Annotated in this window: 23 protein-coding genes; 12 read left to right on the top strand and 11 right to left on the bottom strand. The window is 63.9% G+C overall.

The annotated features are described in order from the left end of the window. Positions 1–80: 80 nt before the first annotated feature. Positions 81–827 carry a hypothetical protein gene (locus ABIB66_RS15750; RefSeq protein WP_275168051.1) on the top strand — a complete coding sequence of 249 codons (747 nt, stop codon included), beginning with the start codon at positions 81–83 and terminating at the stop codon, positions 825–827. Positions 828–883: 56 nt separating this feature from the next. Here ABIB66_RS15750 and ABIB66_RS15745 read toward each other — a convergent pair whose 3' ends face one another. Continuing rightward, positions 884–1213 (bottom strand): histone, encoded by a 330-nt coding sequence (locus ABIB66_RS15745; protein WP_354209314.1) that lies wholly within the window; start codon positions 1211–1213, stop codon positions 884–886. 66 nt (positions 1214–1279) lie between these two features. Next, positions 1280–2791, bottom strand: a complete 1512-nt coding sequence (locus ABIB66_RS15740) for a cryptochrome/photolyase family protein (protein ID WP_354209315.1) — start codon at positions 2789–2791, stop codon at positions 1280–1282. Between the two features lie 77 nt (positions 2792–2868). Between ABIB66_RS15740 and ABIB66_RS15735 the strand changes: the two genes are divergently transcribed. Next, entirely contained in the window at positions 2869–4599 is a 1731-nt protein-coding gene (locus ABIB66_RS15735; RefSeq protein WP_354058758.1) for a methyl-accepting chemotaxis protein, read from the top strand. Positions 4600–4655: 56 nt separating this feature from the next. On the opposite strand, the gene ABIB66_RS15730 is transcribed toward ABIB66_RS15735, so the two are convergent. Then, positions 4656–5315 (bottom strand): peroxiredoxin, encoded by a 660-nt coding sequence (locus ABIB66_RS15730; protein ID WP_007603114.1) that lies wholly within the window; start codon positions 5313–5315, stop codon positions 4656–4658. A 392-nt stretch (positions 5316–5707) separates the two neighbouring features. On the opposite strand from ABIB66_RS15730, the gene ABIB66_RS15725 reads away from it, so the two are divergent. Beyond that, on the top strand, positions 5708–6280 hold the full coding sequence (locus ABIB66_RS15725) for a hypothetical protein (protein ID WP_275168047.1): 573 nt from the start codon (positions 5708–5710) through the stop codon (positions 6278–6280). A gap of 56 nt (positions 6281–6336) precedes the next feature. Here ABIB66_RS15725 and ABIB66_RS15720 read toward each other — a convergent pair whose 3' ends face one another. From ABIB66_RS15720 to ABIB66_RS15700, 5 genes are all read right to left on the bottom strand, one after another. Then, on the bottom strand, positions 6337–8202 hold the full coding sequence (locus ABIB66_RS15720; RefSeq protein WP_354209316.1) for an alkaline phosphatase family protein: 1866 nt from the start codon (positions 8200–8202) through the stop codon (positions 6337–6339). A 911-nt stretch (positions 8203–9113) separates the two neighbouring features. Next, positions 9114–9422: a response regulator transcription factor gene (locus ABIB66_RS15715; RefSeq protein WP_354254995.1), complete on the bottom strand. Its 309-nt coding sequence runs from the start codon at positions 9420–9422 to the stop codon at positions 9114–9116. 48 nt (positions 9423–9470) lie between these two features. Beyond that, positions 9471–10694 (bottom strand): ABC transporter permease, encoded by a 1224-nt coding sequence (locus ABIB66_RS15710; protein WP_354058760.1) that lies wholly within the window; start codon positions 10692–10694, stop codon positions 9471–9473. Next, entirely contained in the window at positions 10691–11416 is a 726-nt protein-coding gene (locus ABIB66_RS15705) for an ABC transporter ATP-binding protein (protein WP_354209317.1), read from the bottom strand. Before ABIB66_RS15705 ends, ABIB66_RS15710 begins: the two co-directional genes overlap by 4 nt. Beyond that, on the bottom strand, positions 11413–12840 hold the full coding sequence (locus ABIB66_RS15700; protein ID WP_354209318.1) for an efflux RND transporter periplasmic adaptor subunit: 1428 nt from the start codon (positions 12838–12840) through the stop codon (positions 11413–11415). The genes ABIB66_RS15705 and ABIB66_RS15700 overlap by 4 nt, the downstream gene beginning before the upstream one ends. 643 nt (positions 12841–13483) lie before the next feature. On the opposite strand from ABIB66_RS15700, the gene ABIB66_RS15695 reads away from it, so the two are divergent. The 6 genes from ABIB66_RS15695 to ABIB66_RS15670 all read left to right on the top strand — a co-directional run bounded on the left by ABIB66_RS15695 (position 13484) and on the right by ABIB66_RS15670 (position 16436). Continuing rightward, positions 13484–14143, top strand: a complete 660-nt coding sequence (locus ABIB66_RS15695; protein ID WP_275168040.1) for a response regulator transcription factor — start codon at positions 13484–13486, stop codon at positions 14141–14143. 165 nt (positions 14144–14308) lie between these two features. Continuing rightward, positions 14309–14710, top strand: coding sequence for a curlin subunit CsgB (locus ABIB66_RS15690; protein ID WP_275168039.1), 402 nt, complete (start codon positions 14309–14311; stop codon positions 14708–14710). Between the two features lie 118 nt (positions 14711–14828). Continuing rightward, positions 14829–15221, top strand: a complete 393-nt coding sequence (locus ABIB66_RS15685; RefSeq protein ID WP_275168038.1) for a curlin — start codon at positions 14829–14831, stop codon at positions 15219–15221. 83 nt (positions 15222–15304) lie between these two features. Then, positions 15305–15631 (top strand): curlin, encoded by a 327-nt coding sequence (locus ABIB66_RS15680; protein WP_354209320.1) that lies wholly within the window; start codon positions 15305–15307, stop codon positions 15629–15631. Positions 15632–15702: 71 nt separating this feature from the next. Beyond that, entirely contained in the window at positions 15703–16125 is a 423-nt protein-coding gene (locus ABIB66_RS15675) for a curlin (RefSeq protein ID WP_354209321.1), read from the top strand. Between the two features lie 20 nt (positions 16126–16145). Next, a complete protein-coding gene (locus ABIB66_RS15670) occupies positions 16146–16436 on the top strand; it encodes a hypothetical protein (RefSeq protein ID WP_354058765.1) in 291 nt (96 codons plus the stop codon). A 53-nt stretch (positions 16437–16489) separates the two neighbouring features. On the opposite strand, the gene ABIB66_RS15665 is transcribed toward ABIB66_RS15670, so the two are convergent. Then, entirely contained in the window at positions 16490–16774 is a 285-nt protein-coding gene (locus ABIB66_RS15665) for a hypothetical protein (protein ID WP_354209322.1), read from the bottom strand. Positions 16775–17057: 283 nt separating this feature from the next. Here ABIB66_RS15665 and ABIB66_RS15660 point away from each other — a divergent pair, with 283 nt between their 5' ends. After that, on the top strand, positions 17058–17498 hold the full coding sequence (locus tag ABIB66_RS15660; protein ID WP_247462781.1) for a hypothetical protein: 441 nt from the start codon (positions 17058–17060) through the stop codon (positions 17496–17498). An 18-nt stretch (positions 17499–17516) separates the two neighbouring features. Here the strand turns inward: ABIB66_RS15660 and ABIB66_RS15655 are convergent, their stop codons facing one another. Then, positions 17517–18359, bottom strand: a complete 843-nt coding sequence (locus ABIB66_RS15655; protein WP_354209323.1) for a GNAT family N-acetyltransferase — start codon at positions 18357–18359, stop codon at positions 17517–17519. A 122-nt stretch (positions 18360–18481) separates the two neighbouring features. Here ABIB66_RS15655 and ABIB66_RS15650 point away from each other — a divergent pair, with 122 nt between their 5' ends. Both ABIB66_RS15650 and ABIB66_RS15645 read left to right on the top strand, forming a co-directional pair. Further along, positions 18482–19186: an SDR family oxidoreductase gene (locus tag ABIB66_RS15650; RefSeq protein ID WP_354209408.1), complete on the top strand. Its 705-nt coding sequence runs from the start codon at positions 18482–18484 to the stop codon at positions 19184–19186. A 269-nt stretch (positions 19187–19455) separates the two neighbouring features. Then, positions 19456–20289: an outer membrane protein gene (locus ABIB66_RS15645; RefSeq protein WP_354209324.1), complete on the top strand. Its 834-nt coding sequence runs from the start codon at positions 19456–19458 to the stop codon at positions 20287–20289. A gap of 65 nt (positions 20290–20354) precedes the next feature. Here ABIB66_RS15645 and ABIB66_RS15640 read toward each other — a convergent pair whose 3' ends face one another. Continuing rightward, a complete protein-coding gene (locus tag ABIB66_RS15640; RefSeq protein WP_354254994.1) occupies positions 20355–21416 on the bottom strand; it encodes a serine hydrolase in 1062 nt (353 codons plus the stop codon). Between the last annotated feature and the right edge of the window lie 239 nt (positions 21417–21655).

Raw genomic sequence — 21655 nt, 5'->3', positions numbered from 1 at the left:
CCCGGAATACATCCCTGACGTGCGGGTGCGTTCGTGTTAGGTTTGGGGCATTTCAGCCTCCCTTTCACACGGTGATTTCCATGAAGAAGGCGCGTCGTGCACTGCTCGCCAGATCCCTGAAGCCGGTCCGGATTGCCTGCATCAATTACGCAGAGGAGATGATGAGCGAGCGGATGATGGCGCGGCTCACGGCCGCGCTGCAGAAATGCTATGACGAGCACTTCCTGCCGGTCTGGGGTTATCCCGTCGATCTCGACGTCACCCGCAAGCCGAAGCCCACCGACTGGCAGCTGGTCTATTTCGACGATGCGACCCACGAAAATTTCCTCGGGCGGCATGAATTGACGCATCGGGGACAGCCGATCTCGAAGATCTTCCTCAAGGCGCTGGCCGAGGACGACCCGGTCAGTCTGGCAGCCTCGCATGAGCTGTTCGAGATGGTGCTCGACCCCATGGCCAATCTGTGGGCCGACAAGACCCGGCACACCCAATATGCCTACGAGGTCTGCGATGCAGTCGAAGAGGACGCCTTCGTCGTCAACGGCTTCCCGATGTCGAACTTCGTCTATCCCTCCTGGTTCGAACCCTTCAAGCATCCCCGCGGCACGAAGTTCGACCACATGGGATCGCTCAAGGAGCCGTTCTCGATGACAGAGGGCGGCTACGTCATCAAGAAGGTGAACGGCAGGAGATTGATCAAGCAGTTCGGCTCACCCGAGAAGCGGCGGCGCTTCAACGCCGAGGACCGGCGCGGTCATCGCAGCGAATTCCGCGATCCGCAAGGCGAGCATCATCCGGGCCGGCGTGCAGCCAAACGGCGAGGGTAGGGTATCGCTGGAGCCGTCTCCGGGCGCGTCCGCACCCGGAGACTTGGGCTTTGCGATCAGCGCTTGGCCTTCTTGGCCTTCTTTTTCGACTTGGCAGCTTTCTTGGTGGCCTTCTTTGCCGTTTTCTTTGCAGTTTTCTTGGCCGCCTTCTTCGACGACTTCTTTGCAGCTTTCTTCGAAGTCTTCTTGGCCGCCTTCTTCGAGGTTTTCTTCGCAGCCTTCTTGGCTTTCTTCTTGGAAGCCTTCTTCGGCGCTACCTTCTTCGCGACCTTCTTGGCGGCTTTCTTCACCTGCTTGACGGCGCTGACAGCGGCGTCCTTGGTCGTCTCTACGGCGGCGGTGATCGTGTCCATCGCCTGTTCGGTGATCGGCTTGTCGTCGTCCATATCGTCCCCCACGGTTTGCATGGAGCGATGACGATAGCGGGTTTCATAATTGTGTCAAAGCAACGCTCAACCTTTGCGGATCTTTGCGTAGGCGGCGAGCGCGCGCTCTCGTCCCTTGGCATGATCGACAATCGGATGCGGATAGGTCTTGCCGAGCGTGACGCCGGCGCTTGCAAGCTCGATCGGCGTCGCCTGCCAGGGCTGGTGGATCAGCTTGGCGGGTACGTCTTTCAGCTCGGGCACCCAGCGCCGCACATAGGTTCCATCCGGGTCGAACTTCTGGCCCTGCAGCACCGGATTGAACACGCGGAAATAGGGCGCCGCGTCGGCGCCGCAGCCGGCGACCCACTGCCAGTTGGCGGGATTGCTGCCGGCATCCGCATCGACCAGCGTGTCCCAGAACCAGCTCTCGCCGTCGCGCCAGTCGATCAGGAGGTGCTTGACCAGGAATGAGGCGACGACCATTCGCACCCGGTTGTGCATCACGCCGGTATGCCAAAGCTCGCGCAGGCCGGCGTCGACGATGGGATAGCCGGTGCGGCCGCGCTGCCAGGCGGCGAGCGCCTTGGCGTCGGGCTTCCATGGGAAGCTGTCGAAGTTCGCTTGCAGGTTTTCGGTGGCAAGGTTGGGATGGTCGTGGAGCAGGTGGCGGCAGAACTCACGCCAGCCGAGCTCGCTCAGGAATTTTTCGACACCGGGTCCGGTGGCGGGATTTTCTGCCGCGGCGAACCGCGCGGCGTACCAGACCTGGCGTGGACTGAGCTCACCGAACCTCAAATGCGGTGACAGCTGTGAGGTGCCCTCCCGGTCCGGGCGGTCGCGATCGCCGACATAGCCGAATGCAGTGTGCTTGAGGAAGTCGCGCAGGCGGGCGCGGGCGGAGGCTTCGCCCGGGGTCCATGTCTTGCGCAGGCCGCCGGCCCAATCGGGCTTGCCCGGCTCGAGCTTCCAGGTCTCCAGCGCGTCGCTGGCGACCGTCGGCGCAGGATGCAGCTCCTTGGGTGCCGGAAGGGGCTTCGGCGGATCGCCGAGCGCCAGCACGCGCCGCCAGAATGGCGTGAACACGCGCAAGCCGCGGCCTTCCTTATTGCGGATTGCCGCCGGCGGCACGAGCAGGTCACCGGGGGAACTTTGCGAGTCCACGCCGATCTTCGCCAGCGCTGCTTCGAGCTGCCGCTCGACCGCCTGATGCGGCGCCTGTGCGATCCCATTCCAGTAGACAGTGTGGGCGCCGCTCTCGCGGACCACCTCTGCGATCACCCGCGCCGCCGGCCCCCTGCGCAGGATCAGCGATCCGCCGCGGGTGGCAATGTCGGCGCCAAGCGCCCGCAGCGACTGCGCCAGCCACCAACGTGCCGCCGCGCCCGGCGCTCGCCCGGCCGCGTCGTCGAGCACATAGAGGCAGATCACCGACGCGCCGCCCTTCGCGGCGGCCTTGGCGGCGGCGTGGAGCGCGGGATGGTCGGACAGGCGAAGGTCATCGCGAAACCAGACGATGATGGGCGGAGCGCTTGGCGTGGTCCTTAGCGTAGTTCTGGGCGTGGTCAGGGGTGTCCTCGTTAACGATTTGGAAAGCATGTCGCGACGGGAACCGCGTTAATGCGGCCGTAAGCCGATTGCATGAATATGCAGGAATTACAGGAGTCATTCCATTCATGTACGGACGAGCAACGGCGAAGTTTCTGCCGCAATTCAAACTTGGCACCAAGGCGCTCCTCTGCGCGGTGCTGCTGATCGCCATGAATACGGCGCTCGTGGTCGGGGCCGGCTATTGGTCGCTCAGCTCCGTGTTCAACGATCGTGCGCTGCGCGATATCGAGGTTAGCTTGCGCACGCTGGCGCTGGCCTTTGCCGAGACCAATCCCGACGCGAAGATCAGCATGAAGGATGGCGCGGTGGCGCGCGCCGAGATTCCCAAGATGCCGGACTTTAGGGATCACGCCATCGTCGATCGCGCGGTGTCCTATGTCGGCGGCAACGCGACCCTGTTCGTGTTCGACGATGCGAGCGGGCAGTTCGTGCGGCGCTCGACCAACGTAAAGAAGGAAAATGGCGACCGCGCCGTGGGGACCCAGCTTGCCGCCGATCATCCGGCGCAGGCGCTGCTGCGCCGCGGCGAAGCCTACAAGGGCCCGGCGACCCTGTTCGGCAAGACCTTCATGACCGCCTATTTCCCGATCGCCGACGCCAACGGCAAAGTCGCCGGCATCCTCTATGTCGGCATCCCGATGGCCCAGTTCGAGAGCATGCTGGCCCACACGATCGAAAGCATGGCGGTCGCCGCCGGGCTCGCCGCGCTGCTGGTGCTGGTCCTGACCTTGCTGGTCGTCCGCCGTATCACCAAGCCGCTCACCTCGGTCACGCGCTCGCTGACGGCGCTCGCCGAAGGTCAAAGCGACGTCGAGATCGATTGCGAGGATCGCGCCGACGAGATCGGCGAGATCGCCCGCACGGTCGCTGTGTTCAAGAGCAATTCGCAGGAGCGGGCGCGGATGCGCAGCGAGCAGGCGGCGGCTTCGGCTGCAGCCGCCGAGCAGCGCAAATCCGACTTGCGCAATTTCGTCGAAGAGTTCCGCGGCGGCGTCGGCGGCATTCTCGACAAGGTGCTGACATCGTCAGGTGAATTCGAGCGGGCGGCGCGGCAGCTCACCGATACCGCGCGCTCCACCGCCGATCTCTCGGCGCGGTCGGCTGGAGCTTCCGAAAACGCCTCCGAGCACGTGCGTTCGGCGGCATCGGCCTCGGACGAGCTGTCTCAATCGATCTCCGAAATCACCCGGCGGGTTCAGGAATCGAACGTCATTTCCGCTGAGGCGGTGCGGCAGGCCGAAGCGACCGATCAGCGCATCGCGCAGCTCTCCGAGGCGGGCGCGCGCATCGGCGATGTCGTCAAGCTGATCACCTCGATTGCCGAGCAGACCAACCTCCTGGCGCTGAACGCGACCATCGAGGCGGCGCGCGCGGGCGATGCCGGCCGCGGGTTTGCGGTGGTGGCCCAGGAGGTCAAGACGCTGGCCGGCCAGACCGCCAAGGCCACCGACGAGATCTCGAACCAGATCGCCAGCATGCAGCTTGCGACCGAGGAATCGGTCGCCGCCATCAAGGCGATCAGCCAGACCATCGAACGCATCAGCGGCATCGCCGGCTCGATCTCGGCTGCGGTCGAGCAGCAGAAGAGCGCGACTCACAACATCGTCGCCAGCGTTCGCGCGGCGGTATCGGGCACGGCCGACGTCGCCGTCAACGTCCGTCAGGCCGCCGAGGGTGCGAACGAGACGGGTGAGACGTCCAGCCGGATGTTTGCCTCCGCTCAGGCGTTGTCGGGCGAGAGCCTGCACCTGAAGGCCGAGGTCGAGGGCTTCCTCGAACGCGTGCGCGCGGCGTAAGAGCCAACATCGTCATCCCGGGTGATGCTGACGCATCGCCCGGAATGACAATTGGGTTATTTCGGCTGCGGCACGATCCGGATGTAAGGCTTCGGTTCCTTCCAGCCCTGCGGGTAGATCGTCTTGGCCTCGTCGTTGGAGACCGAGCCGGCGATGATGACGTCGTCACCCTGCGACCAGTCGGCCGGCGTTGCGACGCGATGCTTGGCGGTGAGCTGGAGCGAGTCGATGACGCGGAGGATCTCCTGGAAGTTTCGGCCCGTCGTCATCGGATAGACCAGCACCAGCTTGATCTTCTTGTCCGGCCCGATGATGAAGACGTTGCGGACGGTCTGGTTGTCAGCGGCGGTGCGGGTGAGGGGATCGCCCGAGATCGCGGCCGGCAGCATGCCGTAGAGCTTCGAGACGTTGTAATCGGTGTCGCCGATCATCGGATAGTTCGGGGCCGCGCCTTGCGTCTCCTTGATGTCCTCCGACCATTTGGCGTGGCGGTCGACCGGATCGACCGAGAGGCCCATCAGCTTGACGCCGCGCTTGTCGAATTCCGGCTTCAGCTTGGCGAGCGCGCCGAGCTCGGTCGTGCAAACCGGCGTGAAGTCCTTGGGGTGCGAGAACAGCAGCGCCCAGCTATTGCCGATCCAGTCGTGGAACTTGATCTTCCCTTCGGTGGTCTCGGCTTCGAAGTCGGGGGCGGTGGCGCCGATCGGAAGTGTCATGGTTCTACCTCATGCCATTGAATTTGCTTGCGAATTCATCTTTGATCGTCAGGACCAGTATAGGGACTCCACGATCCCAAGTGAACGCTAACTGAACCGCTTCAAGTAAAATGTGAATTCCTTCTTTGAATGCCTGATTTCCTAGCACCTTTTTGTTACAGCCGCGCCTGCGGCGAAACATCTCCACCGGGGCTATACGGGCGCGATTGCCCCGAGAAAGCCTTTTATGACTCTCATCACGCTCGCCCGTCGCTTCCCAGAACCGAAATGGTCCTGACAGCGACCAATTGGCAACCATCTAGAAAAGTCGCGATCCCCGTATCGAATCATTAACCACCCCTTTACGCCGACATGAAAATGCTGGCCGATCAGAAGAAATCTGGAAGTGAACTATGTCTGCCGCTGCGCATAAGTCTGTTGAGTCGCCGTCCCTCGAACCGTCCTGCCGCGATACCTCGGCCCATGCACTGACCATCGTGCGCGACGGCGTGATCACGGGCGAAGGCCCGACCACCAAGGGAAGGGTGCATTTCTCCCGCTCGCTCGATGCCGATGATACCGCCTGGTGCGCCCGCATTCTGACGGCCACGGCCGTCAACGACCAGCCGATCAGCCGCGCCGAGGCCGAAGTGCTGTTCGAGATCAACGAAGCCGCAACCGAGCGCACCGATGGTGGCCGTTTCGACGACCTGCTCGCCAAGGCGGTGGCCCATTATGCCGCCAGCGCCTCCGGCCTGAAGGTGCCGCCGCGCAGCGTGGCGCTGTCGGCCGAGTCCGACATCGAGAGCTGGGCGCCGTCCTATGCCTCCAAGGTCAACAGCGAAATGCTGGAGTGGATCGCCGGCCAGATGCGCGGCAAGCGCCAGAACAACCGTCGCCTGATGGCGATGGTGGCGACCTTCCTGGGCGCCACCGCGCTGCCTCTGGCGGGCCAATTGCCGAACGTGTTCGACATCGGCATGTAAGATTTTGGGCATGTAAAATTCTGCGCCTCTCACGAGGACGCATTTGAACGGCGGGGTTATTTTCCCGCCGTTTTTTGTTTGCCGGTCTCCAACTCGAGGCCGAGCGTGCGGCCCGGGAAACCGGCAGTGTCGAAATAGCGCTGGCTGCCGACGCGCTGGAAGTTCAGCACGGTCTGCAGGCCGTTCTCGGACTTTTTCGACTTCTCGACCCCCCTGTACGCCTTCGGCACGGTGCCGTTGGGCAGGGCCTCCGACATCACGCGGCCGACGAGGCCGCCGTTCTGCGAACTGCGCAGGCCGAGGAGCTCGGCGGCGGTCATGCCGACATCGGCATTGCTGACCGGAATCTCGCTGACATAGCCGGCTTTGAAGTCCGGACCGATCGCGGCCATGAAGTTCATGGTGTCTCCGCGGCTGAAGCTGCCATGCATTCCCTGGCCCTGGCGCAGCACGGTGTCGGCGACCTGCACCGAGCAGTTGGTCGGCGCCTCGCCGCAATCGCTGGCATAGGAGCGGAAGTTGACGACGATCGCCGGCGTCGGTGTCGCCGCCTTGCCGCGCAGGTTGATGCTCGACAGCGGCAGGGTGCCGGGGAAGCGGCCGAGCGAGTCGTCGACGAACAGGCCGGAGATGTAGTCCTGCTCGAGCAGCGTCTTGATGGTCCTGGCCGCCAGCTTCTTGTCCTTGTTCGGCAGATAGATCAGGTCGGAGCCGCCATTGGTGGCGACGACGAGATCGGGCTTTTCCGGATCCTTGCCGAGCACGCCGTTGCCGGCCTTCGGATGCTTGTTGCCCTCGATTTTCGCATTCTTGTCGTTGGGATCGAACAGCGGCAGCTCGAGCGCCTTGGCAAGGTCGAGCGCCAGAAAGCCCATCGGCAAAAAGTCCTTCGGCGTGTCGTCATAGCTGACCTTGGCCGAGGGGCTGGTCTTGCTTTCCTTGGAGATGGTCGAGAAGCCGTGGTCGGCCTGGACCATGATATTGGTGTTGGCGGCAAGGCCGAGCTCGTCCAGCGCCTTGCGGAGCTGGGCGAGGTTATTGTCGGCATTTTTGATGCCGGCCATCGAGGTCGGCCCGTTGATGCCGGGCATGATCTGGTTGAGGCTGTCGCCGGTGTTGTGCTGACTGCCGTCTGGGTCGCGCGACCAGAACACCAGCACGAACGGCTTGTTGCGGGCCTTGAACATCGGCAGCACGACCTTGGCCGCGACGTCGGCGAAGTAGGCCTGCTGCGCGATGTTGGCCGCCGTGGTGCCGGGCGTCTTGGCATCGCCCGCCTTGGAGTTGTCGCCGCGCGGCGGCGTTGCGAGGGGCAGGCCGGCCTTGGTGAGAGCGGCCTTGACCTCGTCCGACAGCGCCACGCCGTTCTTGCCGCCGGTCGCATCGTCGAACACGACCGAATGCAGGCCGGACTTTTCGGGCTTGTCGGTGTGGTCGAACTGATAGGTCGGGCCGTGCTTGCCGAGCGCGGCGGTGCTGTAGCCCTTGTCCCGGGCCAATTTCAGGATTGTGTCCTCGTTGAGATAATCGCCCTTGAAATGCTCGTCGATGTCGCCGAGCACGGCGTCATTCTCGATGAAGGGGACGACGGTGTCGCCGGCGGGCACCGAGGTGTAGTTGGTCCAGATCGTGTTGGAGAACACGCCGGTGTCGCCGAGATAATGGCCGGTCGACATCGCCGAGCCGTTGGCCATGGTGAAGGTCGGGAACAGCGAGTGCGAATTCTTGAAATTGACGCCCTTGTCGCGGATTTCGGCCATCGCCGGTGCAGTCTCCGGTGTGACCTTCAGCGCCCGCAGACCGTCCGGAATGAACAGGATCAGGTTGCGGGGCGTGTTGTTCTCGGCGGAGGCAGGTCCGGTCGAAAGTCCGGCGGACAGCACTGTCAGTCCGGCTGACAGCAACACCAGTGAACGGCGCATCAAAATCTCTCCCTGCGAAGACAGCTTGGCCGCCAACCGCGGCCCCCGGCTTCGTTTAGTTTCGCTGCATGACGGTTTTGTTACAAGAGCGGAGCGGCATGCAAAGAAGGGGAGGGACCCCGCTCTGCGCTGCGTCCGGGCACGAGATCGCGGTGTCGGCAGGGAACTGCTTCAGCATCGTTATTGCGAGCGCAGCGAAGCAATCCAGAATCTTTCCGCGGCAGACTGGATTGCTTCGCTGCGCTCGCAATGACGGAATCTGTGGGTGGCAGCGTCGCGCTTCCATTCGCATTCCGGATCGCAGACGCACCTTCGCATCCTCGCGGCGTGTTCGCCCGAGCTTTGCTTCGTCGTCTCACCCTCAAATGAAAGAGGGCGCAGGGAAGACCGGGTGCCGGCTGGCACCCGCGGTCCACTGTGCGAGATTGTGGTAACTAGATTGCACAGCGGCATACAGGTGAAGCCAAAACATCCGGCCTTCCCTGCGCAGTGGTTTTACGGCTTATGTCGCGCTCTCCCCGGGGAGCGATGCACTATTGCCCCCGTCGCCTTGCGGATGGCTGATACACGTGCCCGGTCGGGCCGCAATATCACCGCAACGCTTGGCGCACAGACCCCGGGCGCCAGGACCACACGATTTTGCCGTACGCCGATCACACCGATCGTGTGCGCGACGCCTTCGCTCACGGTTGCCCGCCCTCCGAAGCCCTTCGCGCCGATGTGACCTGCGTCCACCGCCGTCCGGCCCGCGTTCGTGACGATCGCGATACGCCCCTCTTCCTTGGGCCGGAGTGAGGAATTACTAACAAAAATCCGAATTCTAAATAAAGAGAAATATTTTGTCGCCGGTCCGTTGACCCCGGACTTGGGTGTTTCGTCTGAGATGACGCAAGGGATTGTGGCCGGAGCGGTCAATCCGGCGACGTCGGCACCGGCGTATTCTGCGCGACCGCCTTGGCAGGCGCGGGATTGGGGCCGCCATTGGCCAGGTGGCGGCGAAACGATGGCGGCGCCGCCTGCAGGGCAAAGATGATCGCAATCTGGGTTCGGTTCTGGAGACGGTATTTGCGCATGATGCTGCCGATATGCGCCCGGACCGTGTTCTCCGAGATCTTGAGCTCGTACGCGATGTTCTTGTTCTGCATTCCGCGTGCGATCAGCATCATCAGGTCCCGCTCGCGTGGCGTGGGTGTGATCGATTGTTTCGGATCCGGACTCATGAATGCTCCTCCGTGGCCTTTGGTCGATGCGAACACCCCAGCATGTTCTCACTCCGTCTTGAGTGCCTCGATCGGGCTGAGCTTGGATGCCTTGTGGGCGGGATAAAAACCGAAGATCAGGCCGGTCGCGATCGAGAAGGCGAGGGCAAGGCCGATCGCCTGGCCGTCGATCGAGGTGATCCATCCTGCCATGCGAGCCACCGTCATCGAGAGCGTGACGCCCGCACCGACGCCGATCGCGCCGCCGAGCAGGCAGAGCACGAGCGCCTCGCAGAGAAACTGAAGACGGATGTCCCGCATCCGCCCGCCAAGCGCGCGGCGGATTCCGATCTCCCGCGTGCGCTCGGTGACCGACACGATCATGACGTTCATGATGCTGATGCCGCCGACGAGCAGCGAGACCGAGGCGATGGCGACGAGCAGGAGCGCGACGGTCCGGATCGCTCCCTGCTGCGCTTCCATGGCGGCGGCCGGATCCTGGACCTTGAAGTCGTCCTCCTGGCCGGCGGGGATACGGTGGCGTTGCCGCAGCAGGTTTTCGATCTCCGTTCGCGCCCCCGCCATTTGTCCGTCCGCAGCCACCTTGGCGATGATGTAGGCGACCGAATCCCGGTTGATGTTGCTCGCGCTGCCGAGGAAGCGCAGCTTGGCCGTGGTGAGCGGCACGAAGGCGACGTCGTCCTGCGCCGGCCCCTTGCGATCGAGGACGCCGACCACTTCGAGCGGCACCTTCATGATCCTGATCTGTGCACCGATCGGATTCTCGCCGGGCGCGAACAGCTCCTGCGCCACCGTGCTGCCGAGGATCACGACCTTGCCGGCGCCTGCCTCCTCGGTGCCGGAAAAATAGCGGCCGGTCGCAAGCTGCCAGTCGCGCACCATGAAGTGCCCGGTCGTCGTCCCGTTGATCGTCGTATTCCAGTTCTTGCTCTCGTGAATGACCTGGGCCGTTCCTGCAATCGAGCCGGCCGCTGCCTGGATCTCGGGGATCTGCTCGAGGATCGCCTGCACGTCGCTCTCGGTCATGGTCAGCTTGCTGCCATCCTTGAGACGCACGCCGCCCTGGTAGACCGCGCCGGGGTTGATCATCAACACGTTGGCGCCGATCGAGCGGATCTGCTCCTGGAGACGAAGCTGGGCGCCGGACCCGATCGCAAACACCGTCACGATGGAGGCAACGCCGATCACGATGCCGAGCATGGTGAGGATGCTGCGCAACGGATTGAGCCGCAAGGCGTGCAACGCGATCTGAAAGCCCTGGAGCATCGTCATGGCGCAGCGCTCCGTTTCGGCAGGATCGGAGCGAGCGTTTCGTCAGCGACGAGCGCGCCGTCGTGCAAGCGGATCGTGCGCCGGCACTGGGTCGCGATCCCTGGATCATGCGTGATCATCACGATGGTCTGGCCGGTCCGGTTGAGCGCGGCGAACAGGGCCAGTATCTCGGCGCCGGTACGGCTGTCGAGCGCGCCGGTCGGCTCGTCGGCGAGCACGATCAGCGGGGAGGCGATCAGTGCGCGCGCGATCGCGACGCGCTGCTGCTCGCCGCCCGAGAGCTGCCGCGGGAAGTGGTGGGCCCGGTGCACCATGCCGACGGCCTCCAGGCTCTGCTCGGCGCGAGCCAGACGTTCCTTGCGGCTGATGCCGCAATAGACCAGCGGCAGTGCGACGTTCTCAATCGCATTGTGGCGAGCGAGCAGATTGTAGGACTGGAAGACGAAGCCGATGCTGCGGGCGCGCAGGGACGAGCGGCGGTCTTCCGAGAGATCGGCGACGTCCGATCCCTCAAGATAGAGCGCGCCCTCGCTCGGCAGGTCGAGCAGCCCGATCATGTTCATCAGCGTCGATTTTCCCGAGCCGGACGGTCCCATCACCGCGACGATCTCGCCTCGTTCGATGTCGAAGCTGACATTGCGCACCGCAGTCACCGCTACGCCGTCGGCGCGATAAGTCCTGGAGACCGACTGCAGGCTGATCAGGGGCGGGAGGGCCGTCATGATCCGAACCTGATTCCGAGAAACTCCATGCCGGCCGGCCGGATGGCCTGACCAACGGCGACCTGACTGCCCTCGACGAGGTCTCCGCTCCTGAGCGCGACCTGTTCGGTGCCGGCCGCGCCGACGGTCACGGGAATGCGCCGGAGTGAGCCGCTTGCGGTGCGCGCCCATACCCCGCTGCGCGCAGCGGCATCCGGCTGTGTGCCGGAGGGCTGGAAGCGCAACGCGGCAAGCGGCACTTTCAGCACGTCGTCCTGCCGCTCGATCACGATCTTCACCAGGGCGGTCATGCCGGGCAGCAACGCGCCGTCGAGATTGGAGGTCGCCAGGACGACGGTGTAGGTCACGACGTGCTGCTGGTTCTGCGGTGCCTTGCGCACCTGCCGCACCACCGCCTCGAAGCGGCGGTCCGGGTAAGCGTCCACCGTGAAATGGGCGCGCTGGTCGGGGGCGATGCGTCCGATATCGGCTTCGTCGACCTGCGCGTGAATTTCCATGTCCTCCAGTCGGTGCGCGACCACGAAGGTGGTGCGCGATTCCAGTCCGACCGCGAGGGTCTGGCCTTCGTTGACGAACCTGCCGACAACGACGCCATCGATCGGCGAGCGGATCACGGTGCGGTCGAGATCGGCCTGGGCGGCAGCGAGAACGGCCGCCTTCTCCGGTACGGCCATTCGTGTCTGCTGCAATTCCGCCTCGATCCGACGGACGTCGGCCTGCGCCCCATCCACCGCATAGGAGTTGAGGGACATCAGAACTTCGGCCTCGCGTTCCTGGGCCAGACGCGCGGTGAACTCTGTCTGCGCGTCATCAACCGCCGTCGTGGCCACCACGTTTTGCGACTGGAGGGCCTGCTTCCGCTGCAGGGTCTTTTGCGCCGAACTCTTGACGGCCTGAGCGCTGTCGAGCTTGGCGGCGAGCACGTCCCGGCTCCCCCTCGCGTTTTGCAGGTCGATCCTGGTGCGATCGAGCTTGGCCCGGGCGACGTCGACCAGGGAATTGGCAACGGCCAGAGAGGCCCTGGCCTCGTCGACCTTTGCCGCAAAGCTGCGCGGATCGATCAGGGCGAGCGGCTGATCCTTGCTGACGGTGTCGTTGAAATCGACATAGACCCGGGCGAGCTGCCCGGACAGCTGGGAACCCACCTCGATCGTCTTGACCGGCTGCAGGGCGCCGGTGACGGTGATGGTCTGCTCGATGCTGCCGCGCTGGATGGAGGCATAGCGGAACACGGGGGCATCCGATCCGAAGCTCCGTGCTTCCAGGCTGACGGGTTTGAGCAGCCGCTGGATCGATTCAAAGGCGCGGGCCGCCTTCTCCGCGGCGCTCCCGGCCGCGTCGGTGATGACGGCTGGCCCGGCGGCGTAGACCGCGGCGAGGCCACATGCAGTTCCGAGCAAGGCAATAACTGGCACAAATCGCATATCGAAAACCCGCCTCTTGAAATGGCATCGTTGGCGGCAAAGGCAAAGATCGCGCTATGGTTGCAAACTCGCTATGGTTGTAAATGGCCAAAAACGCAGTCGATCGTCAGTGTGTCGCCGCTGCCGGGGCGACGGTCGGGCGCGCTTGATGATCCAGAAGTAAAGCCTGCGGGTACTATTTTTCGTGACTTGCCGGAAATACATACGGAGCGTATCGATATGATGCGCGCGGTATCGAACTCGACAAGCTGACTGAACGTCCCGTCTGCTCTGGCCGAAGCGGCCAGCGCCTGGCGTTCAAGTCGGCACGTGGGTGGCGACGCCATGACGCAGTCGGCGAGACCGAAGTTCCGACGCCCGATCGTCGCATTTCCGATTGTCGCATTCCCGATCGTCGCATTGTCGATATCGCGCCTCGCCATGATGCCGCAGGTCGCGAGGGCAAATCCCCGCAATCACGAAAGCCGATATGTGAACACCTTCACTCGTCTTGAACGGGTGTTGGCCCTAAGACGTCGAAGCGGCGGATCGGCGCGACTCGCTCGATCCTCGCGAATTCATCCAAGCACCTTGATCTCGCTTGCAAGAAGAATGGATGGCTCGATGCTTGTTCATCGAGCCCCAAGCCGGGGAGCCCGTTGCCATGAGTTCAGGTCAAGCCACAGTTTATATCATTGACGACGAAATTCAGATTCGAACCGCGATAGGAAGTCTCTGCGAGGAGACCGGGCATCAGGTAAAATTGTTTGCATCGACGGACGAGTTCGTCGCGGGCAGTATTTCCGACGGGCCTTCATGCCTCGTGCTCGACGTCCGTTTTCCCGGCACGGCGCCGACCGGCCTCGAGCTTCAGCGCCGGCTCGCCGAGACGGGCGTGCTCATCCCGATCGTCTTCATCAGCGGCCATTCCGACGTCCGCGTCTCGGTCGAGGCCATGAAGCGTGGCGCGGTCGAGTTTCTTCCAAAACCCTTTCGCGAACAGGAGATCCTCGACGCGATCAGGCATGGCATCGAGCGCGACCGCAGGCGGCTCGAACGCGAAGATAGCGTGCGCGAAGCTCGCCAGCGTGTCGAAACGCTGACGGCGAGGGAGCGCGAGATCATGCTGTTGATGGCCGAAGGTCTCGTGGCCAAGCAGATCGCGGCGAGGCTTGGGGTGAGCGAAGTGACGGCGAAGGTCCATCGCACCCGGATGATGCGAAAGCTGGAGCTTCGCTCGCCGATCGAGGTGGTGCGGTTGGTCGACAGCATGGGACGCGAAGAAGAGACGACACGAACCGGCACGGGACAACCGTACAGCTAGTACCGCGGGCACCAAGACGCCGCGCAACGTCTAGTCCGTACCGATTAGCATGAACTGCAGTCTGTCGCACGCAGCACGATCGGTTCAAAGTCTGTCCTGCGATGTCGACCTCCTCCAAGACGGCATCCGAACCCAGTCAGAGATCTTAGCCAGAAAGGATATTCCATGCGCAAATTGTTTTTCGCTTCCGTTGCAGTGCTCGCCCTGTCCTCCGCCGCGCAGGCCGCCAACACCTCGACCACGGTGCAAGTGGGCGTCGTGAACGGTTCCAGCGTCTCGCAGCAGGGCCTCACCAACGACACCTCGTCGACCAGCCAGCTCGGCATCATCAACAGCGCGACCACGATGCAGGGCACCAGCGCGGCCTCGCTCAACAACGGCAGCACGGTGAACCAGATCGGCGTGCAGAACTCGGCAACGACCGGCCAGGTGGCGTTCGGCAACAACGGCAGCGCGATCACCCAGAACTCGTTCGGGCCTGCCCCGCTCCAGAACAACGCCGCCGCCGTCGGACAGCTCAGCGTGTTCGGCGTCAACGGCAGCACCGTCTCGCAGACCGCGCACTAAGCCAGCCCCGTTTGGCCGGACGCGTCAACTGCGGCGCGTCCGCGCCATTCTTGAAAGCACCGCCTCGGGCGGGACGACTCAGTGAGAGGTTGTCCGCCGACTTTGCGGAGGAAATGTCATGCATCAAAAATATCTCGTTGCCACGATCGTCGCGTTCAGCTTGTTGACCGCCGTCGATGCCCAGGCCGGCAACTCGGCCAGCGTGCTGCAATTCGGCACCACCAACAACTCCTTCATCTCGCAGAGTGGCGGCACCAACAACAGCGCCACCACGATGCAATTCGGCGCCACCAATACTGCGACCACGTTGCAGACGGGCTCGTTCCTTACCGTCAACACCTCGGTGATCGGGCAGGGCGGCACGACTGCGACGGCGTCCAACACCGCGTTACTCGGCCAGGTCGGCGGCTCCAATTCGAGTTTGATCGGCCAGATCGGCGCGAACAACGCGGCTGGCGTCGGACAGCTCGGAATCCTGAACGGCTCGACGATTTTGCAGCAGACTCCTTGATCGCAAATCAATTTTCAGTCGCGAGGCATGTCATGAGGCATTTTTCAGGCGCCGCCTGTGGCGCATTTCTCACCTTGTGTTGCGTGGGCGCCGGATCGGCCGGTGCCCAGACCGCCGACATCAAGACCATCGTGTCGCTCGGCGGCCCGCCGGTCGTGTTGAACCAAAGCAGCCAACTCAACATGGCCGGCGTGTTCATGATCGGCGGCAGCACCAGCGCGACCGTCACTCAAAACGGCACGAACAACGCGACCGGAATCCTGCAATTCGGCGGGACGACGTCGGCATCGGTCGGGCAGGCAGGCGTGAACAATGTCGCGTTTGTCGGCCAGGCCGGCCAGTCGACCAGCAGTTTCCTGTCGCAGTTCGGTGCGTTTAACTCGGCGACGGTTGTCCAGAATAGCCATTGAGCTGGGCGACCTCACCGCCATCAGAAATGTGATGGGGCAAGGCGATGAAACGCGGTAGACTTCTCCTGGCATTGGCGGCATTGCTCGCCGCTGTCAGCGTCGCGTCCGAGGCCTCCGCCGGATCCGTCCAGCGCGGCGTGACGAACCGGAACGTGAGCATCGAAACGGTCGTGCAGTTCGGCAACGATGTCCAGCCTGTTACGATCGAGGAGAACAGCCGCATCAATATCGCGCGTGTCATCCAGATCGGTGGCACGGGAACGGTCGATGCGACGATCATCCAGAACGGCACGCGAAATTATGTCAATGTGATCCAGGTGGGTGGCACCACCAACGTGGCGATCGGTCAGTCCGGCGTGAGCAACATTGCCGATATCACTCAGGTCGGTAGTTCCACCAACGCCCTCCTGCTCCAGATCGGAGATATGAACACCGGAACGGTGCGACAATTCGGGCGCTTCAACTGGCTGTCGATATTTCAGTTCAGCCGGTGATCGAGAAGGCGAGGTGCAACATGAGGTTCATCGTACTCGCAGCAGGAATGAGCATCATGATGGCAACGACAACCGGGCCGGCGGGAGCCGGCGAGTCAGGTGATGGCCACACCACAATAGTTCAGGACGAGAATGGCACGTCCGTCATTACCCAGAGCGGCGATCCGGCGCAGGCCGAGGTCAAGATCGAGAAGGAGCCTGGGCGCACCACGGTCTATCGCCGCAGCGGTGGCAACACCGCCATCGTGTCGCAAGGCACCGGAAATCCACAGGACATGCTGGACTGGCTGCGCAAGCAGCAGGGCCGCTGACGCACGAAGGCCCATCGTCCGTGATGGACGATGGGCCACATCGTGAGCGAGCGTTACCAGCTGCGATAGACGCCGGTCAGTGTGCCGTTGTTGTTGCCATCCGGGCCGACATCGCCCTGCGTCGAGCTCGGCGCTGGATGGTTGGTGCCGTTGAGCGCACCGTACGGTCCGGCGACATCCGGATAGTATGCGCGTGGCTGAACCGGCTCGTAAGCGGGAGCGGTGCGGTTCCATCCCGCGCGCGCTCCGTTCCAATCATAGCCCTGGGCCGAGGCGGCCGTCGTGCCCGCGACGAGTGAAGCCGTGATCAGGCAGAGGAGTTTTGACTTGTTTTGCATTGGAGATGCTCCTTGCTGGTGTCGGGAGCCAACGACCGCAGTGCGGGAGCGTTCCGGGTGTTGTCGGCCGAAGCGATCAACTCCGATCAACTGGTTATGAAGTCCGCTTTTCCCGGAACACGTGCGACATCAGCCGGAATCCCGGGCGTCTTGCCGCAGCTCGTTCCCTGTTAATCCCGTGCCTTAACCAATAATTAATTATACGTTTGCGGGTGGGCGACAGCCCGGCCTAGCGTGCGGTGGGGAGCCGCTATCCGCGAAGCCAAACGAGTTGGTGCGTATCATGATGTCCAGATCATTTGGGGCGTTGCTCGCCTCGCTCAGCGCAGCCGCGCTGCTCCTTGCCCCCAGCGACAGTTTTGCCAGGCCCGGCGGCACCGTCGCCCATGCCGCCACGCCGTCCGGTCCGGCGGCGCGTCCGCCGATTGCGCCAGGCGCCAGGTTCCGCGGCCGCAACACGCCCTGGGTCTACTGGCCGGGCGGCGGCGGGTTCTACTATGACAACGCAGGCTACGGCCAGCCTTTCGCCGAGACCGCACAACCCGTCTCCAGCGACGTGCGCTACACCTATACGTATGACGTTCCCTGGGATTGGACCCATCGCTTCCCGCCGAACGTGGTGCCGTCAGACCGGCCCTACGTGCCGAGCTGTCCGACGGAGCAGGTGACTGTGCCCGGCCGCGGCGGCGGCGAGCACACGGTCAACATCATGCGCTGCTACTGAGCCGCGCATTCGGCTCAGCTAGCCCAGCTCAAAACTGGTCACGCCGAAGACGCGGTCGATCCGCAGCGGCGCGATCGGTCCTGTGTACATCCGCGCCGTCTCGAACACCGGCTTCAGCCCGAGCTCTTCCGCGAGTGCAATCGCCTCGCGATTGACGGCGGGGACGTCGAGGAGGATTTCGCCGCCGTTTGCGCTCGCCAGCAAGGCCTGCACGATCGCGTCCGCCGCCGCGCGGTCGTGGGCGACGAGCGGGCCGATCTTGCGGCCGGTCCGGCACGGCCGGATCACGCCCCATGCAGCGAGCTTGCCGTCGCGCAGCAGCGCGCGACCGACATGTCCTGATGCGCCGATCCAGGCACGCAGGAAGGCGCCGCGCGGAGCCGGGAACACCGTTGCATCGTCGGCTTCAATGAGCGCGAACGGGATCGAGCCGAGCGCAACGACATCGGCGGGCGGCCTCGGTGGCGCGGCGATGAAGCCGCCATAGCGGAGATTGGCGTAAGCAAGCTGGAAGCCGGACTTTCTGTAATTGTCCTGCTGCGCGACGACGCCGTCGAGGCCGATCACGCGAGTGCCCGCATGCGCGATCGCCGCGTTCCAGATGCGGAGGCCATGGCCGGAGCCGCGAAAACCTTCGCGCACGATGTAGAAGCCGAGGAAGGCGAAGCGATCGTCGTAGTTGACGCAGGAGACAGTCGCGACCGGCTCGCCGTCGATCTCGCCAACGAAAAAGCCGTTTGGGTCGGGGATCGCGAAACAGACGGCATCGGAGAGGCCCGGATTCCAGCCCTCGGCCGCGGCCCAGTCGACGGCGATGGCGATCTCCTCGGGGCGCAAATTACGGATCTGCAAATCGCTCATCTTTCAGGTCGCTTTCGATGGTGGACCATCCGGCTGGTCCGGCGCTAGAAGGCCCATGACGGGCCGGGCTCGGCGGCTCGCCTCCACGATATCACAGAGGATGATCGGTCATGGCAGCACAGATGGCAGCAGAGAAGGTCGCACTCGTGACCGCCGGCGGCAGCGGCATGGGGGCAGGGGCTGCGCGTCGGCTCGCAGCCGACGGCTTTCGCGTTGCGATCCTGTCGTCCTCCGGCAAGGGCGAGGCCCTGGCAGCCGAGCTCGGCGGATTGGGGGTCACCGGTTCCAACAAGTCGAACGACGATCTGAAGCGGCTGGTCGATGGCGCGATGGCCAAATGGGGACGCATCGACGTGCTCGTCAACAGCGCGGGCCATGGGCCCCGGGCGGCGATCACGGAGATCACCGACGAGCAGTGGCACACCGGCCTCGACACCTATCTGCTCAACGTGATCCGTCCCACCCGGCTGGTGATGTCAATCATGCAGGCGCAGAAGGCCGGCGCCATTATCAACATCTCGACCGCCTGGGCATTCGAGCCGAGCGCGATGTTTCCGACCTCTGCGGTTTTCCGCGCCGGCCTTGCCGCCTTCACGAAGATCTTCACCGACACCCATGCCGCCGAGAACATCCGCATGAACAACGTGCTCCCGGGCTGGATCGACAGCCTGCCGCAGCTAGATGCGCGCCGCGACAGCGTGCCGATGAAGCGCTACGGCAAGGTCGAGGAGATCGCGGCGACCGTCTCGTTCCTGGCGTCCGACGGTGCTGCCTACATCACCGGCCAGAATATCCGCGTCGACGGCGGACTGACGCGTTCGGTCTGAGACGCGGGGCTCGAATCGCGTTTCGCGCGCTTGTCGTGATGCGACATTGGCGTGCGTAATGCGCCGCGGATGTGTGATCACGCGTGGCCCCTCGGTCACACCCGTGACGCGTTCGCGTGCCGCACGGCTCACACTACGTCACAGTCCCTATGAACTTCGCCGCAGCCCAAGACGGCGAGGGATCGGCAGCCTATGCCCGATCTGCGCCGGACAACTTCCGCCCGCGCATTCGAAACGCGAGATCGATCGCGTGAGGCAAGGAGACTGGAATGAAGAAGTTTTTGCTGGCAGTTGCCGCTGTCGTTTTGGGCTCCGCATCCGTGCAGGCGGCCGACCTCGCGGCGAACTATACCAAAGCGCCGATGATGGCGACGGCCTACAACTGGACCGGCTTCTATGTCGGCGGCAATGTCGGCGGACAGTGGGGGAGCGCCGATCCGACCACCTCGACCATCTGGACGCCAACCGGCTATTTCGACCCCAGCAGCGTTCCCGCCATCAACACGGTCGGCGCCCAGCGCGTCAACAGCTCCAGCGTGACCGGCGGCTTCACCGCGGGCTATAACTGGCAGGTCAACCACGCGGTGCTCGGCCTCGAGGGCGACATCAACTATTTCGGCTTCAAGGGCAGCGCGAGCGGCTCGGCGCTCTATCCCTGCTGCGCACCGACCGGCTTCACGGTGTCGTCGTCGGTCTCGGCCGACTGGCTCGCCACCATCCGCGGCCGCATCGGCTTCCTCGCGGCTCCGACCTGGCTGCTCTACGCCACGGGCGGTGCGGCGATCGCGGAGGTGAAGGGCAATTTCAACTTCACCGACACCTTCTCCGCGGCATCAGAATCGGCCGCCATCCGCGACACCCGCCTCGGCTGGACCGCGGGTGTGGGCACCGAATATGCGTTCGGCGGCGGCTGGTCGCTCAAGGCCGAATATCTCTACGTCGATCTCGGCCGCGCCAGCGCGACCAGCACCAATCTTACGAGTTTCGCAGGCGGCACGGCAAATCCGAGCAACGTCTACACCCACTCGGTCGACCTCAAATCGAACATCGTGCGGGTCGGCGTGAACTACAAGTTCGGCGGACCCGTCGTCGCCAGATACTGAGCTTCATCCCGTTTCCTGATCTGGCGTGGAAAGCCCCGGCCTGGCCGGGGCTTTCTGTTTGGACCTCAGCCTGCGTGCGACGTCACGAGATGCGCCAACGCCGGCAATATCCTGTAGCGTGCGATCTCGTGGGGATATTCGCCCCGATTGGCAAGCAGGGCGATGCCCAACCGCTGCGCCGGAACGAGTCCGATATAACCGGACGCGTTGTTGAGCCCGCCCGGCTTGTCGACGACGGTGACGCCTGGAAGACGCACCGTCTCCCAGGCCATTGCCTGTCCGAACTTGTCGTCGACGCGGAAGATCTCGTGCTGCGTCATCCCCAATGCCTCGCGCAAGTGAGGCTCGATCGTCCGCCCGTCGATGCAGGCAGCAACGAATCTCGCGAGATCCCGCGGGGAGGAAAACATCTGGCCCGTGCCGGGGAAATCAAAATAGCTCTGCTGGTTGCCGATGGGGCCGATCGCCATGCCCTGATCCGAATAGCCCTGGACCGCGCGCTGCATCCAGGCCTCGTCCATGATGGCACGGCCGTCCTCGCCACGTTCGGGCACGGAGGTCGCATTCATGCCGATCGGCTTGAAGATGCGTTGTTCGAACAGGGTCGAGATCGGAGCGCCGTAACAGCGCTCGAGCGCGAGCTGAAGCAGCACGTAGCCGGCGTGGCTGTAGACGCGCTGCTCGCCGGGCACTTCGCCGGCTTGCGGTCGCCAGCTGTTGAACATCTCGACGAACTGCGCGCGGGAAAAAGTTTCGCTCGGCCACGGCGGATGATCGGTCGGCAGCAGCATGCCCGAGGTGTGCGTGACGAGTTCGCCGACGGTGACGCGGCGGATATAGTCGCCGGTGAGCTCGGGGAGATATTTCGCCAGGCGATCGCCGAGCTGCAGCTCGCCGCGGAGGGTGCCGAGCGCAACCAGCGTCGCCTCGAACGGCTTGCGCAGGGAGCCGAGGTTGAACAGCGTGTCCGGCGTGACCGGCCTTCGCGTGGCCTCGTCGGCAAAGCCGTAGTTGAAGAATTCGACATGGCCGCCGGCATAAAGCGCGACGGCAAGGCCGCCCGGTTGGTCCGGCGTCACGGTCGGCGCCAGCTCGTTCGCGACGATGTCGCGCATCTGCGCGATCATATCGGAGTCCGCGGCGGCCTCGCGCGGCAAGGCAAGCGCGAGCGGAACGAGCGCAGCCCGGGCGAGCGCCCGTCGGGTAAGATATGATGAGGTGACAACAGGCGGCACGGCTCTGAAGCAGAATGCGATGCGCCCCCACGTCTCTTGTAGCGGGAAGGGCCGTGTCTCCCTATTCACGATTGCGCGTGGTGGGTTCCGCGCGAGTGGTCCGTAGCCCGGATGGAGCGAAGCGCAATCCG

Source organism: Bradyrhizobium sp. F1.13.3 (assembly GCF_040548265.1).
Lineage (GTDB): Bacteria > Pseudomonadota > Alphaproteobacteria > Rhizobiales > Xanthobacteraceae > Bradyrhizobium.
This window is presented reverse-complemented; position numbering and strand designations above follow the sequence as displayed.

Coding starts and splice junctions, on each gene's coding strand:
- ABIB66_RS15700 (WP_354209318.1), bottom strand. CDS start 12,840: ATGCGATTTGTGCCAGTTATTGCCTTGCTCGGAACTGCATGTGGCCTC.
- ABIB66_RS15735 (WP_354058758.1), top strand. CDS start 2,869: ATGTACGGACGAGCAACGGCGAAGTTTCTGCCGCAATTCAAACTTGGC.
- ABIB66_RS15650 (WP_354209408.1), top strand. CDS start 18,482: ATGGCAGCAGAGAAGGTCGCACTCGTGACCGCCGGCGGCAGCGGCATG.
- ABIB66_RS15670 (WP_354058765.1), top strand. CDS start 16,146: ATGAGGTTCATCGTACTCGCAGCAGGAATGAGCATCATGATGGCAACG.
- ABIB66_RS15640 (WP_354254994.1), bottom strand. CDS start 21,416: ATGATCGCGCAGATGCGCGACATCGTCGCGAACGAGCTGGCGCCGACC.
- ABIB66_RS15740 (WP_354209315.1), bottom strand. CDS start 2,791: ATGCTTTCCAAATCGTTAACGAGGACACCCCTGACCACGCCCAGAACT.
- ABIB66_RS15710 (WP_354058760.1), bottom strand. CDS start 10,694: ATGACGATGCTCCAGGGCTTTCAGATCGCGTTGCACGCCTTGCGGCTC.
- ABIB66_RS15720 (WP_354209316.1), bottom strand. CDS start 8,202: ATGCGCCGTTCACTGGTGTTGCTGTCAGCCGGACTGACAGTGCTGTCC.
- ABIB66_RS15745 (WP_354209314.1), bottom strand. CDS start 1,213: ATGGACGACGACAAGCCGATCACCGAACAGGCGATGGACACGATCACC.
- ABIB66_RS15655 (WP_354209323.1), bottom strand. CDS start 18,359: ATGAGCGATTTGCAGATCCGTAATTTGCGCCCCGAGGAGATCGCCATC.
- ABIB66_RS15730 (WP_007603114.1), bottom strand. CDS start 5,315: ATGACACTTCCGATCGGCGCCACCGCCCCCGACTTCGAAGCCGAGACC.
- ABIB66_RS15715 (WP_354254995.1), bottom strand. CDS start 9,422: ATGAGTCCGGATCCGAAACAATCGATCACACCCACGCCACGCGAGCGG.
- ABIB66_RS15660 (WP_247462781.1), top strand. CDS start 17,058: ATGATGTCCAGATCATTTGGGGCGTTGCTCGCCTCGCTCAGCGCAGCC.
- ABIB66_RS15695 (WP_275168040.1), top strand. CDS start 13,484: ATGAGTTCAGGTCAAGCCACAGTTTATATCATTGACGACGAAATTCAG.
- ABIB66_RS15685 (WP_275168038.1), top strand. CDS start 14,829: ATGCATCAAAAATATCTCGTTGCCACGATCGTCGCGTTCAGCTTGTTG.
- ABIB66_RS15645 (WP_354209324.1), top strand. CDS start 19,456: ATGAAGAAGTTTTTGCTGGCAGTTGCCGCTGTCGTTTTGGGCTCCGCA.
- ABIB66_RS15750 (WP_275168051.1), top strand. CDS start 81: ATGAAGAAGGCGCGTCGTGCACTGCTCGCCAGATCCCTGAAGCCGGTC.
- ABIB66_RS15705 (WP_354209317.1), bottom strand. CDS start 11,416: ATGACGGCCCTCCCGCCCCTGATCAGCCTGCAGTCGGTCTCCAGGACT.
- ABIB66_RS15725 (WP_275168047.1), top strand. CDS start 5,708: ATGTCTGCCGCTGCGCATAAGTCTGTTGAGTCGCCGTCCCTCGAACCG.
- ABIB66_RS15690 (WP_275168039.1), top strand. CDS start 14,309: ATGCGCAAATTGTTTTTCGCTTCCGTTGCAGTGCTCGCCCTGTCCTCC.
- ABIB66_RS15665 (WP_354209322.1), bottom strand. CDS start 16,774: ATGCAAAACAAGTCAAAACTCCTCTGCCTGATCACGGCTTCACTCGTC.